This is a genomic window from Caulobacter sp., assembly GCF_049283275.1.
In the GTDB taxonomy this organism is placed as follows: Bacteria; Pseudomonadota; Alphaproteobacteria; order Caulobacterales; family Caulobacteraceae; genus Caulobacter.
In genome coordinates this window covers 1-12,426 of the sequence record NZ_JBAPVS010000074.1, presented here as the reverse complement: position 1 = coordinate 12,426, position 12,426 = coordinate 1, and the positions used below count along the sequence as shown (strand labels likewise).

The 12,426-nt window shown below is 68.3% G+C and carries 11 protein-coding genes and 1 tRNA gene; 7 read left to right on the top strand and 5 right to left on the bottom strand.

All coding sequences use genetic code 11. The annotated features are described in order from the left end of the window. The first annotated feature begins 203 nt into the window (after nucleotides 1-203). The 4 genes from WAL33_RS03690 (at nucleotide 204) to WAL33_RS03675 (ending at nucleotide 2,203) form a co-directional block, all read left to right on the top strand. Nucleotides 204-293 (top strand) — tRNA-Ser (locus WAL33_RS03690). Nucleotides 294-313: 20 nt separating this feature from the next. Beyond that, nucleotides 314-1,231 carry a class I SAM-dependent methyltransferase gene (locus WAL33_RS03685; RefSeq protein WP_422178602.1) on the top strand — a complete coding sequence of 306 codons (918 nt, stop codon included), beginning with the start codon at nucleotides 314-316 and terminating at the stop codon, nucleotides 1,229-1,231. Further along, the gene (locus WAL33_RS03680; RefSeq protein WP_422178600.1) at nucleotides 1,228-1,965 is read left to right on the top strand and encodes a pseudouridine synthase; all 738 of its coding nucleotides are present in this window, start codon (nucleotides 1,228-1,230) and stop codon (nucleotides 1,963-1,965) included. The genes WAL33_RS03685 and WAL33_RS03680 overlap by 4 nt, the downstream gene beginning before the upstream one ends. Continuing rightward, nucleotides 1,958-2,203, top strand: a complete 246-nt coding sequence (locus WAL33_RS03675) for a sulfurtransferase TusA family protein (RefSeq protein WP_422178598.1) — start codon at nucleotides 1,958-1,960, stop codon at nucleotides 2,201-2,203. The genes WAL33_RS03680 and WAL33_RS03675 overlap by 8 nt, the downstream gene beginning before the upstream one ends. Here the strand turns inward: WAL33_RS03675 and WAL33_RS03670 are convergent. Together WAL33_RS03670 and WAL33_RS03665 are read right to left on the bottom strand one after the other, a co-directional pair. After that, complete coding sequence (locus tag WAL33_RS03670; RefSeq protein WP_422178604.1) at nucleotides 2,175-3,125, bottom strand: YihY/virulence factor BrkB family protein; 951 nt, start codon at nucleotides 3,123-3,125, stop codon at nucleotides 2,175-2,177. The genes WAL33_RS03675 and WAL33_RS03670 overlap by 29 nt on opposite strands. A 228-nt stretch (nucleotides 3,126-3,353) precedes the next feature. Continuing rightward, nucleotides 3,354-4,481 (bottom strand): CaiB/BaiF CoA transferase family protein, encoded by a 1,128-nt coding sequence (locus WAL33_RS03665; RefSeq protein ID WP_422178596.1) that lies wholly within the window; start codon nucleotides 4,479-4,481, stop codon nucleotides 3,354-3,356. A 207-nt stretch (nucleotides 4,482-4,688) separates the two neighbouring features. Between WAL33_RS03665 and WAL33_RS03660 the strand changes: the two genes are divergently transcribed. Together WAL33_RS03660 and WAL33_RS03655 are read left to right on the top strand one after the other, a co-directional pair. Continuing rightward, complete coding sequence (locus WAL33_RS03660) at nucleotides 4,689-6,014, top strand: diguanylate cyclase domain-containing protein (RefSeq protein WP_422178594.1); 1,326 nt, start codon at nucleotides 4,689-4,691, stop codon at nucleotides 6,012-6,014. A gap of 93 nt (nucleotides 6,015-6,107) precedes the next feature. Beyond that, nucleotides 6,108-6,752, top strand: a complete 645-nt coding sequence (locus WAL33_RS03655) for a DsbA family oxidoreductase (RefSeq protein WP_422178592.1) — start codon at nucleotides 6,108-6,110, stop codon at nucleotides 6,750-6,752. Here WAL33_RS03655 and WAL33_RS03650 read toward each other — a convergent pair. From WAL33_RS03650 to WAL33_RS03640, 3 genes are all read right to left on the bottom strand, one after another. Beyond that, a complete protein-coding gene (locus WAL33_RS03650) occupies nucleotides 6,749-7,141 on the bottom strand; it encodes an SRPBCC family protein (RefSeq protein WP_422178590.1) in 393 nt (130 codons plus the stop codon). The genes WAL33_RS03655 and WAL33_RS03650 overlap by 4 nt on opposite strands. A gap of 88 nt (nucleotides 7,142-7,229) precedes the next feature. Next, nucleotides 7,230-10,697, bottom strand: a complete 3,468-nt coding sequence (gene mfd / locus WAL33_RS03645) for a transcription-repair coupling factor (RefSeq protein ID WP_422178588.1) — start codon at nucleotides 10,695-10,697, stop codon at nucleotides 7,230-7,232. A 78-nt stretch (nucleotides 10,698-10,775) separates the two neighbouring features. Beyond that, nucleotides 10,776-11,069, bottom strand: coding sequence for a succinate dehydrogenase assembly factor 2 (locus WAL33_RS03640; protein ID WP_422178586.1), 294 nt, complete (start codon nucleotides 11,067-11,069; stop codon nucleotides 10,776-10,778). Between the two features lie 81 nt (nucleotides 11,070-11,150). On the opposite strand from WAL33_RS03640, the gene WAL33_RS03635 reads away from it, so the two are divergent. Beyond that, the coding region (locus WAL33_RS03635) for a cobyric acid synthase (protein WP_422178584.1) at nucleotides 11,151-12,426 on the top strand (1,276 nt) is incomplete at its 3' end.

Here is a 12,426-nt window from a genome sequence, read left to right as displayed (position 1 = left end):
GCCAAAGGCGGCCACGGCCACGCCGCGCAGCAGACGAAACTCGCCTCGCGCCTCGCATCCCATGACCGAACTGCCCTCTCGAAGTTGCATATCAGAAGGCAGAGTCGTTCAGGAGCCTTGACGTCTGGTTAACCAAAGGTGCGGCCAAACGCGCCGGAAACGACTGGAGCGGGCGCACGACCGCTGATATAGGCCCCTGCTCCGGGCAGGTGGCCGAGTGGTTTAAGGCAGCGGTCTTGAAAACCGCCGTGGGTGAAAGTCCACCGTGGGTTCGAATCCCACCCTGCCCGCCACATCTCCCGAGATCCGTTCCATGTCCGATTCCGTCCGCGCCGCCGTCTACGGTTTTCCGTCCTTCGACATCGTCGAGGTCCCCGGCGACGCCGTGCAGGTCTCGCCCCTGGTGGTGGGTTCGACCGACCTGGCTGACCTGGATGAAGGGTCGCTGGACGAGATCGTCATCCTGGCGCCGGCCGGGGTCGCCGAGCGGCGCTACGTCTTGGCCCAGGCCTTGCGGGCGCTGAAGGTCGAGGGGCGTCTGACCGCCCTGGCCCCCAAGGATCGCGGCGGCCTGCGGATGAACAAGGAGCTGACGGCGTTCGGCTGCACCATCGGCGAGAGCGCCAAGCGTCACCACCGGATCTGCGTGGCCCTCAAGCCCGCCCATCCCGCCGGCCTGGACGCCGCCATCGCCGACGGCGCGCCGCGCCGCCTGGACGGCGACGGCCTGTGGACCCAGCCGGGCGTGTTCAGCTGGGATCGCCTGGATCCCGGCTCGGCCCTGCTGCTGAAGTCGCTGCAACCGCTGAGCGGGGCCGGCGTCGATCTGGGCTGCGGCATCGGCGTCCTGGCCCATGCCGTCCTGGCCTCGCCCAAGGTGACCAAGCTGACCCTGATCGACCTGGACCGCCGGGCGGTCGAGGCGGCCAAGCGCAATGTCGACGACCCCCGGGTCGAGGTCGTGCAGGCCGACGCCCGGCGCGGCGCCGATCTGGCGACCGGCCTGGACTTCGTGGTCACCAACCCGCCGTTCCACGAGACGGGCGCCGAGGACAAGACCCTCGGCCAAGCCTTCATCACCTCGGCGGCCGCCATGCTGCGCAAGGGCGGGGTGCTGTGGATCGTCGCCAACCGCCACCTGCCCTATGAGGCGGCGTTGAACGAGCACTTCAAGACCGTCCGCCCGATCGCCGACGCCGGCGGCTTCAAGGTCTACGAGGCCCGCAAGTGACAAAAGCGCTGATGGCTCGGCTCGACCGGCTGTTGGCCAATCTGGGCTATGGCAGCCGGCGCGACGTCCAGGCCCTGGTCTCGTCGGGCAAGGTCGTGCTGGACGGCGTGGCCGTCAAGGACGCGGGCCTGAAGATCGCCGTCGCCGCCGACCTGCCCGAGCGCCTGAAGATTCGAGGCGTTCCCGTTGATCCGCCTGCGCCTTTGGTTCTGATCATGCACAAGCCGCTGGGCGTGGTGTGTTCGCATCGCGAGGACGGTGAGCGGATCTACGACCTGTTGCCCAAGCGCTGGCAGATTCGCGATCCGGCCCTGTCGAGCGTCGGGCGGCTGGACAAGGACACCTCGGGCCTGATCCTGATCACCGACGACGGCGACTTCCTGCACCGGGTGATCTCGCCCAAGCGCCATGTGCCCAAGGTCTATCGCGCCACGCTCGATCGGCCATTGTCCGGAACAGAGGGCGCGGCCTTCGCCGACGGGACCCTGATGCTGGAGGGTGAAGAAAAGCCTCTGCTGCCGGCGACCCTGGAAGTGCTGGGCGAGCGCGAGGCGCGGCTGACGATCACCGAGGGTCGTTACCACCAGGTGCGCCGGATGTTCGCCGCCGTGGGCAACCACGTGGTCGGCCTGCACCGCGAGCGGATCGGCGGGATCGCCCTGCCCGACGACCTGGCGCCGGGCGAGCATCGAATCTTGACGGCGGTCCAGGCGGAAACGGTGTTCGATGTCTGACGCCAAGCCTGAAGAGCGCCTGATGGACGCGCGCGGCCACCGCTGCCCCGTCCCGACCCTTCGCCTGCGTCGGGCCCTGGAAGAGGCCCCGGCCGGCGGCCTGGTGCGCCTGCTGGCTGACGATCCGCTGGCCCGCATCGACGTGCCGCATTTCGCCGCCAGCATTGGGGCCACCGTTCTGGAGGTGGTCGATGCTCCAAACGGCGCGATCAGTTTTCTGGTGGCGAAGGCGCCTTGAGCGTGATGGCCTTGGGGCCTTCGAGCAGGGCCCGGGGCCGCTCGTCCAACGCGATCTCCATCTCGGTGGCCAGGGCGCCGCCGTAGAACACGGCGTTGACGCTCCAGGACAGCCAGATCAGGAAGATGATCACCGCCGAGATCGAGCCGTAGGTCGCGCCCAGATGGGCCACCTGCTCGACATAGAAGGCGCTGGCCCACGACATGAATACGCACATTACCGCCGCCGCGAAGCCGCCGGTGCTCGACGCGCGCCAACCCACCGGTGCGCGCGACATGGCGTAACGGTAGATCAGGGTCATGCCGAGCATTAGGCCCAGACTGGCCCAGGTCCATTCGCTCTGGATCCAGGACGCGCCCGCCAGGGGCCGCAGGTCCAGGGTGCTGGCCAGCAGGCGGAAGGTCAGGAACACGCCCGACAGCACGAACAGCAGCCCGAAGGCGGCGATCAGCACCACCAGGGCCATGAAGTTGAAGCCGAAGAAGCCGCGCTGGTCTTCCTCTTCGTGAATGAAGGACAGTCCAGCCAGCAGGGCCTTGAAGCCGCGATGAGCGGCGTAGAGGCCGATGACCAGCACCACGGCGCTCTGCACCGAAACGGTTCTTTCCGGCGCGTAGGCCAGACGGGCCAGTTCGCTCTGGAAGATCGGCCGGGCGCCCGACGGCATCAGGAACGCCAGCTTGTCGGCTTCGAAGGCGGCCTGTTCGGGGGTCGTCAACAGGCTGAAGAGACCAATCAGGATCGCCAGGCCGGGAAACACCGCCAGCAGAATGAAGAACGAGACGCCGCCCACATAGAGCATCACGTCGCGGCCCCAGAGGCGCTGCAGGGCCAGGCCCAGGACGCGGAGAATTTCGCTCACCCAATGGATCGGATCGAGGTCGAGATCCCGAAAGCGAAGACGGTCTTGGGGGGATTTCATCCGGCGGAAACTGACGTCGGCGCTGCTTCGACGCAAGCTCGTCGCCGAAAAAACATGAAACTCAGGCACAAAGACCCGCCGCTTCAGGGAAAGCGGCGAGTCTCCGCAGGACGAACCTGAACCGATCGCCGCATCGAGGGACGGGTGGCGCGACGGCCGGTTGCAAGATCAGATTTAGGACCCGGCGGCTGAACCGGACCTGAATGGGGCTGTCAGGAGACGGGGGACCTACAGCGCGCCCTGCTCCCTCAGCACGGCGATCGCCTCGGCCGAGAAACCCCAGTCCGCGAGCGCGGCGTCATTGTCAGCGCCGATCTTCGGCGGCGGCCCCTGGATCGCGCCGGGCGTGGCCGAGAAGCGCGGCGCCGGGGCTGGCTGGGTGACGCCGGCCACCTCGACGAACGTCTGGCGAGCGGCGTTGTGGGGATGGCCCGGGGCCTCGTCCATGGTCAGGACCGGGGCGAAGCAGACGTCGGTGCCGTCCATCAGGGCGCACCAGGCGTCACGGGTCTTGGTGGCGATCACCGCCGCCAGTTTCTCGCGCAGCTGGGGCCACTCCTCGCGGCTCATCTGATGCTGGAACTGCGGGTCGGTGATCCCGGTCTTTTCAAGCAGCAGCAGGTAGAACTGAGGTTCGATCGAGCCGATCGAGATCCACTTGCCGTCGCTGCATTGGTAGGTGTCGTAGAAGTGGGCCCCGCCGTCCAGCAGGTTGGAGCGACGCGCCTCGCTCCACATGCCGCCGGCCTTGAAACCGTAGAACATGGCCATCAGCGAAGCCGCCCCGTCGCTCATCGCGCAGTCGATCACCTGGCCCTGCCCCGTGGCGCGGGCGTGGATCACCCCGGCCAGCAGACCGAAGGCCAGATAAAGCGCCCCGCCTCCGAAATCGCCGACCAGGTTCAACGGCGGTACGGGCTTGTCTTGCGTCCCGATCGCCGCTAGCGCCCCGGTGATGGCGATGTAGTTCATGTCGTGGCCGGCCGCCTTGGCGTAGGGGCCCGTCTGACCCCAACCGGTCATGCGGCCGTAGACGAGCTTGGGATTGCGAGCCAGGGCGACGTCCGGCCCCAGCCCAAGGCGCTCCATCACGCCGGGCCGAAAGCCCTCGATGATCCCGTCTGCGCCTTCCATCAGCTTCAGGCAGGTCTCGACGGCGGCCGGCGACTTCAGGTCCAAAGCCACCGATCGCCGCCCTCGGGCCGTGACGTCGGCGGGAGAGCTGCGTCCCGAACCCTTGCGATCGATGCGCACGACGTCGGCGCCCAGGTCCGACAGCAGCATGCCGCAGAACGGCCCTGGGCCTATCCCGGCGAATTCCAGCACCTTCAAGCCGGACAGCGGTCCCTGAGCCATATGTTCCTCCCGGCCGACTCTCGCGGCGTTCTTGTCTCACCCACACTAAGACGACCCTGCCGTTCGGTCAGGCAAGACCGTTTGTCCGTGCACAGGCCTGTGGCGACGCGTACCTATGAGGCCGGGCGGCCTCTGCTATGTTGCAGCGTCGAATCTCGACGGCGCCGCGTCGTCGGGCGACACCAGTACCCGGGTCGGAGGCTTGAGTTGGCGGTGAACGCCCGAATCTTGATCGTGGCGCGCGATGATTCTCGCGCGGGTCCGCTGTCGGAAGGGCTCGACAAGCTCGGCTGGCGGACCATCACCGCGCGTGGCCCCTACGCCGCCCTCGCCGCCCTGGGCGACCTCAACATCGAGGCGGTGATCGTCGACCTGGAAAGCGCCGGTCCCGACGCGCACTCGCTGTCGCGCCGCCTCAAGGCCGCTGTCGCCCCCCGACGCCTGCCGGTGATCGCCATCGGCGAGCCGGGCACGGAGGCCAATCACCAAGCCTTCGACCTGACGCTGTCGCCGCCCCTGCACCCCAGCCAGGCCGTTCTGCGCCTGGAATCCCTGGTCCGCACCGCCATCGCCGAGGAGGAGTTCGAGCTCCGCCTGGCCACCTTCGGCGATCGCGGCCGTCGGCTGGACCTGCCCGAACCCCAGGCCGAGCCGTTCCGCATCCTGGCGATCGGCGAGCCGGCCCCGCAGTTCCTGGCCCTGTCCAACGCCCTGACCCGCAGCGGGGCCGACGTGGTCGGCGCCTTCACCGCCTATACGGCCTTCGACTATCTGCACGAGCGCGCCTTCGACTCCGTTGTGCTGTGGGCCGGCGACAATCAGCAGGAAGCCCTGTCGATCGCGGCGGGCATGCGCCGCAACACCCGCCTCTTCCACATCCCGGCCCTGCTGTATCTGAAGGCCGAGAGCCATGTGACCATGTCGGACGCGTTCCATCGCGGGGTGTCCGACGTCGCCTCGCCGGAGACCGCCGAGATCGAGACCGCCAAGCGGGTGATCGAGCTGGCGCGCAACTATCGCCGTGGCGAGGCCATTCGCGGCGCCCTGGAGAAGGCTCGCAGCTCGGGCCTGATGGACGCGGCCACCGGCCTGTTCACCCGCGACCTGTTCGCCGCCCACCTGGCCCGCCTGGCGACGGCCGCCCGCGAGCGGGCCCGACCGCTGTCGATCTGCGTGCTGCGGGTCGCCGACAAGCCCGAAACCGTCTGGGCCCGCAAGAACGGCTGGCTGGACCGCGCCATTCCGCAGATCGGCTCGATGGTCGGCCGTCTGGTGCGGGTCGAGGACACCGCCGCCCGCCTGGCGCCCGAGGTCTTCGCCCTGGCCCTGCCCGCCACCAACCAGGCGGCCGGCCGCGCCGCCGCCGAACGGATCGCCGCGGTGATCGGCTGCACGGCCTTCGACGCCGGCGACGACCGCCCGCCGTTCGTCTGCGAGTTCGACATCGGTGTGGCCCAGATCGAGGCTGGCGAGAGCGCCATCCACGCCCTGGAACGCGCCGCCGCCCAGGCCGCACAGCGACACCCGGCCTAGAGGCCGCACCGGCAATCGGCCTTATCTCGAGCTTGCCGAAGGACGAGGACGGCCCTAGGTGCTGGAGCGTTCGCTATCTTTCGGAGGAGCGCCATGGGCCAGCCGCTGCTGATCGACCTTGTCGCCGACGTCGTCTGTCCCTGGTGCTATCTGGGCTGGCGGCGGGTGAAATCGGCGGTGGCCCTGCGGCCGGACGTCGAGCCCCTGATCGTCTGGCGGCCCTATCAGCTGGATCCGAGCCTTCCCGAGGAAGGCGTTGATCGCAAAGCCTATATGGCCGGCAAGTTCAAGAACGCCCTGAAGCTGAAGGCGGTGCACACCGCCCTGGTCGAGGCCGGGGCCGAAGAAGGCATCGTCTTCGATTTCAACGCCATCGCCCTGTCGCCAAACACTAACGCCGCCCACCGCCTGATCCGCTGGGCGCACGGCGCGGGCAAGCAGGACGCCGTGGTCGAAGGCCTGTTCGCCGCCTATTTCACCCAAGGCCGCGACATCGGCGATCCCGTGGTGCTGGCCGAGATCGGCGAGGCGGCCGGCATGGACCCGGTGGTGATCCTGCGCCTGCTGTCGGAAGGGGCGGACAAGGAAACCATCGCCCGCGAGCACGCCATGGCCGTCCAGGGCGGCATCACGGGCGTGCCGTTCGCCATCTTCGGCGGCAAGCTGGCGGTGGTCGGGGCCGAGAGCCCGGAGAACATCGCCCAGGCCATCGACAAGGCCCTGGAAGCGGCGGGCTAGGACTCCAGCGTCGTCTTCATCGCCGCGCAGCCCAGATCCATGAAGCCCGCCACCTGTTCGGCCGCCTCATGGGGCAGAATGTCGGCGGTCCAGGCGATGCGGCTGCCTTGGCCGGACGCCAGGACCTGCATGCCGGCGTTGTGGTGGCTGAGCAACGTCGTCTCGACGACCGCCCAGACCAGCCGCCTGTCCTCGTCGTCGACGGCGACAATCAATTCCTTGGCGACCAAGCCGTTGGCGAAGGTGACGGTCCGTGCGCCCTCCTCCTCCCGGCAGTCGGTCAGCACGCCGGGGCACAGACGCCGGTGGACGTGGCCCCAGTCACGCACCGCCTCCCAGACCTTGTCTGGCGTCAGCGCGACATCGACGGACTTGGTGATCGTGGCCATGGGAAATCTCCTCTCGAGGTTTCCCCGAACCTGACAAATCCGCGCGCCGACGGCTGGCGGGATCCGGACCCGGTCATTTCAGCCGGCTTCAGGCGCCCTTCGTCAGCTTGACCAACTGAGTCAGGATCTTCTCGGCCGCGTCCAGCCTCTGGGCCGGGGTGTCCCACTCGCCCTTGATCACCACCTTCTGGTCGGGACGCACCTTCCAGACGATGTTGTTCTTGGCCACGAACTGCATCAGGGCCAATGGGTCGGCATAGATGTCGTTGCGGAAGCTGGCGACCGCGCCCTTGGGGCCGACGTCGATCTTGGCGACATTGGCCTCGCGGCACAGGCCCTTGATGGCCACGACCTTCAGTAGGCTGTCGGTCTCGGGCGGCAGCGGGCCGAAGCGGTCGATCATCTCGGCGGCCAGGGCCTCGCGGTCGGCGGACTTCTCGGCTTCCGACAGGCGGCGATAGAGCGACAGGCGCACATTGAGGTCGGGCACATAGTCGTCCGGGATCATCACGGCCGCGCCGGTGTTGATCTGCGGCGACCAGCCCCGGTCCTCCAGCAGGGCCTCCGCCCCCTGGCGTTCGCGCAGCTCGGCCACGGCGTCCTCCAGCATCTGCTGGTAAAGCTCCACGCCGATCTCCTTGATGTGGCCGCTCTGCTCGTCGCCCAGCAGGTTGCCGCCGCCGCGCTGGTCCAGATCGTGGCTGGCCAGCTGGAAGCCGGCGCCCAGGCTGTCGAGCGATTGCAGCACCTTCAGCCGCTTCTCGGCCGACAGGGTGATGGTCTTCTCGTTGGGCGTGGTCAGATAGGCGTAGGCTCGGGCCTTGGAACGGCCGACCCGGCCCCGGATCTGATAGAGCTGGGCCAGGCCGAACATGTCGGCGCGGTGGACGATCAGGGTGTTGGCGGACGGGATGTCTAGTCCGCTCTCCACGATCGTGGTCGCAAGAAGCACGTCGTACTGGCCCTCGTAGAAGGCCGTCATCACGTCTTCCAGCTGGGTCGGGGCCATCTGGCCATGACCGACGACATACTTCACCTCGGGCACCTGGGTGCGGAGGAACTTTTCGATGTCCTCCAGGTCCTTGATGCGCGGCACCACATAATAGGCCTGGCCGCCGCGATACTTCTCGCGCAGCAGGGCCTCGCGCAGGGTGACCGGATCGAACGGGCTGATGTAGGTGCGCACCGCCAGGCGATCGACCGGCGGGGTCGCGATGATCGACATTTCGCGGATGCCGCTGAGCGCCATCTGCAGGGTGCGCGGGATCGGCGTGGCGGTCAGGGTCAGCATGTGCACGTCGGCGCGAAGCTCCTTCAGCTTCTCCTTGTGCTTGACCCCGAAGTGCTGCTCCTCGTCGACGATGACCAGGCCCAGGTCCTTGAACGACACCTGCTTGGACAGGATGGCGTGGGTGCCGACCACGATCTCGAACTGGCCGTTGGCCAGGCCTTCGCGGGTGTCGGCGGCTTCCTTGCCGGTGACCAGGCGCGACAGGCGGGTGACCTTGACCGGCCAGCCCTGGAAGCGGTCCTTGAAGGTCTTGTAGTGCTGGCGGGCCAGAAGCGTGGTCGGGCAGACGATGGCCACCTGCTTGCCGCTCATCGCCACCACGAAGGCCGCGCGCAGGGCGACCTCGGTCTTGCCGAAGCCCACGTCGCCGCAGATCAACCGGTCCATCGGCTTGCCGGACGACAGGTCCTCCAGCACGTCGTGGATGGCCGACAGCTGGTCGTCGGTCTCCTCGTAGGGGAAGCGGGCGCAGAACTCGTCGAACACGCCGTGCGGCGGGTCGGTCTCCTCCACCGACTTCAGCTGTCGGGCGGCGGCGATCTGGATCAGGCCCTCGGCCATGATCCGCAGGCGTTCCTTGGCCTTGGCCTTGCGCCCCTGCCAGGCGGCCCCGCCCAACTTGTCCAGCTGGACGTTCTCGGCGTCGGTGCCATAGCGGGTCAGCAGGTCGATGTTCTCGACCGGCAGGTAGAGCTTGGCCTCGCCGCCATACAGCAGGTCCAGGCAGTCGTGCGGGGCGCCTTGCACGTCGAGGGTCTTCAGACCCTCGTAACGGCCGATGCCGTGGTCGATATGGACGACCAGGTCGCCCGGCGTCAGGGCGCTGGCCTCGGCCAGGAAGTTGGCGGCGCGGCGCTTCTTGCGCGGCCGGGCCAGGCGGTCGCCCAGGATGTCGGTCTCGGAAATGACCGCCAGGTTCTCGGTCTCGAAACCGTTGTCCAGCGGCAGGACCACGCGCTGCGGGGTCTTGGGGTCATTGGCCTTGGCCGCCTGCCAATAGGCGGCGTAGGGGATCTTCTTCAGGCCATGGTCGGCCAGCATGGTTCCCAGGCGCTCGGACGAGCCTTCGGACCACGACGCGAACAGCACGCGCTTGCCCTGCCCCGCCAACGATGTGGCGTGATCGGCCGTAGCCTGGAACAGGTTGACGCTGTCCTGGGCGCGCTCGGCGGCGAAGGTGCGGCCGAGCTTGGCGCCCATGTCGACGACGTCCAGGCCTTGCGGCTGGAACGGAGTGAACTTGCGGTTGGGGCGATCCTCGACCGCCTGGTCCCACTCCTTGGCGGTCAGGTATAGGGCGTCCGGCGTCAGCGGGCGGTAGGCCGACTTGCGGTCGGCCGAGGCGCGGGCGTCATAGGCGTCGGCGATCATCGCCAGGCGTTCGTCGCGGCTCTCGGTGACCTGGTGATCGATGCCGATCAGGGCGCCGTCGGGCAGGTAGTCGAACAGGGTCGCCATTCGCTCATAGAACAGCGGCAGCCAGTGCTCCAGGCCGGCGCGGCGGCCCCCCTCGCTGACCGTGGCGTACAGCGGGTCATCGCCCGGCGCGCCGAACGCGCGGATATAGCCGTTGCGGAACCGCGCGATGCCTTCCTTGTCGAGCAGGGCCTCGCTGACCGGCAGCAGCTGGATCTCGCGCAGTTGCTTGGTCGAGCGCTGGGTTTCCGGGTCGAAGGCGCGGATGCTTTCCAGGGTGTCGCCGAACAGGTCCAGGCGCACCGGCTCCTCGGCCGCGGGCGGGAACACGTCGATCACCCCGCCGCGGACGGCGAACTCGCCGCGTTCCGACACCGTCGAGGCGCGGTTGTAGCCGTTGATCGCGAAATAGCGCTCCAGGTCTTTCACATCGACGACGTTGCCGACCTTGGCCGAATAGCTGGCGCGCAGCAGGACCGACTTTTCGGGCACGCGCTGCAGCAGGGCCGGCGCGGCGGTGACCAGGATCGCCGGCTTGTCCTTGCCCAAGCCCTCGGCCAGGCGATGCAGGGTGGCCATGCGCACGGCCGCGACCCCGGCCGACGGACCGATGCGGTCGTAGGGCAGACAGTCCCACGAGGGGAACAACACCGCCTCGATCTCGGGGGCGAAGAACTTCAGGGCGTCGATGAAGGCGCTGGCCCGGGCGGTGTCGCGGGCCACGAAGGCCGTCAACCCGCCGCGAGACCGAGCGATGTCGGCCATGACCAGCGCGTCGAAACCCTCCGGCGCCCCGGCCAGGGTCAGGCTGCCGGAAGCCTTGGCGATCTGTTTGGCGTCGTAGGCCATGCAACTCTTCGAAGGTTGAGCCAGCGACAACGCCGCCGGTGCTGATGCTGTGCCCGAAAAACGGTCCGGGCGGCGCCGCTACATTCCGTCGCCAATCGGCCGCGAAGCATGAGCTTCGTAGCGGAAGGTCTTGATAAGGTTCATGACGTCGGTGTCGAACTTGGCCGGTGTCGGCTCCTGGCCGACGATCCAGGCGTAGATCTCACGATCCGACTCCTCCAACAGGGTTTCGAGGGTGTCGAGCTGCTCGGGGGTCAGGTTAGGGCCATGGGTGTCCGCGAACGGCCCCAGAATGAGGTCCGCTTCTCGAAATCCGCGATGCCAGGCCCGGAACTTCAGCCGCCGGAGGCGGGAGTCGTGATCGATCGTCATGTGACCGGGGATATAGAGCGCTCCAGCCCTTGGCGCTAGCGGCGCCTTGCGCATCGCCGACGGGCCCTATAGGCGCGGGGCATGGCGTCATTGATGATCCAGGGCTGCGGTTCGGACGTGGGCAAGTCGACCCTGGTGGCGGGGCTGTGCCGGCTGTTCGCCAATCGCGGCCTGATCGTGCGGCCGTTCAAGCCGCAGAATATGTCCAACAACGCCGCGGTCACCCCCGACGGCGGCGAGATCGGCCGGGCCCAGGCCCTGCAGGCGATCGCCTGCCGCACGCCGTTGAGCGTCCACATGAACCCGGTGCTGCTGAAGCCTCAGAGCGATGTCGGGGCCCAGATGGTGGTGCGGGGCAAGGTGGTCGGCGCGTATCAGGCTCGAGCCTTCCAGGGGCTGAAGCCCGACCTGCTGGCCACCTCGGTCGAGAGCTATCGGATTCTGGCCGCCGAGGCCGATCTGGTGCTGATCGAGGGGGCCGGCAGCCCGGCCGAGACCAATCTGCGCAAGGGCGACATCGCCAATATGGGTTTCGCTCACGCCGCCGACGTGCCCGTGGCCCTGATCGGCGACATCGACCGCGGCCACGTGATCGCCGCCCTGGCCGGCGCGCACCTGGTGCTGGACGCGGCTGACCGCGAGCGCATCAAGGGCTTCATCATCAACAAGTTCCGCGGTGATCCTTCGCTGTTCGATGAAGGTCGTCGCGAGATCGTGGCCCGCACCGGCTGGCCGGACCTGGGCATGGCCCCCTGGCTGGCCCCGGCCCGCGCCCTGCCCGCCGAGGACGCCGTGGTGCTGGACCGTCCGGTCCGCGCGGACGGCGACAAACGCGTGCGGATCGTCGTGCCGATGTTGTCGCGGATCGCCAATTTCGATGAGTTCGATCCGCTGCGCGCTGACCCGGACATCGACTTCGCCTTCTTGCCGCCCGGCACGCCCGTGCCCGGCGACGCCGACCTGGTGATCCTGCCCGGCACCAAGTCGACCTTGGCGGACCTGGCCTTCCTGCGCGCCCAGGGTTGGGACATCGACATCCTGGCCCATGTGCGGCGCGGCGGCCGGGTTCTGGGCGTCTGCGGCGGCTATCAGATGCTGGGACGCACGGTGTCGGACCCCGAGGGGATCGAGGGCGCGCCGGGCGCGGCGCCCGGCCTGGGCCTGCTGGATGTCGAGACCGTGCTGCTGGGCGATAAGGTGCTGCGGGCGACGAACGGGCGGCTGCTGGATGGCGACGCGCCCTTCTCGGGCTACGAGATGCATATCGGACGCACGATCGGTCCAGGCGCGGCGCGCCCGATGCTGGCGTTCGACGGCGGCGGCGTCGACGGCGCGGTCTCGGCCGACGGCCGGGTCG

Excerpts from the sequence above, each read along its gene's own strand:
- WAL33_RS03685 (WP_422178602.1), top strand. The coding sequence starts at position 314 with ATGTCCGATTCCGTCCGCGCCGCCGTCTACGGTTTTCCGTCCTTCGAC.
- WAL33_RS03675 (WP_422178598.1), top strand. The coding sequence starts at position 1,958 with ATGTCTGACGCCAAGCCTGAAGAGCGCCTGATGGACGCGCGCGGCCAC.
- WAL33_RS03670 (WP_422178604.1), bottom strand. The coding sequence starts at position 3,125 with ATGAAATCCCCCCAAGACCGTCTTCGCTTTCGGGATCTCGACCTCGAT.
- WAL33_RS03665 (WP_422178596.1), bottom strand. The coding sequence starts at position 4,481 with ATGGCTCAGGGACCGCTGTCCGGCTTGAAGGTGCTGGAATTCGCCGGG.
- WAL33_RS03655 (WP_422178592.1), top strand. The coding sequence starts at position 6,108 with ATGGGCCAGCCGCTGCTGATCGACCTTGTCGCCGACGTCGTCTGTCCC.
- WAL33_RS03650 (WP_422178590.1), bottom strand. The coding sequence starts at position 7,141 with ATGGCCACGATCACCAAGTCCGTCGATGTCGCGCTGACGCCAGACAAG.
- mfd (WP_422178588.1), bottom strand. The coding sequence starts at position 10,697 with ATGGCCTACGACGCCAAACAGATCGCCAAGGCTTCCGGCAGCCTGACC.
- WAL33_RS03640 (WP_422178586.1), bottom strand. The coding sequence starts at position 11,069 with ATGACGATCGATCACGACTCCCGCCTCCGGCGGCTGAAGTTCCGGGCC.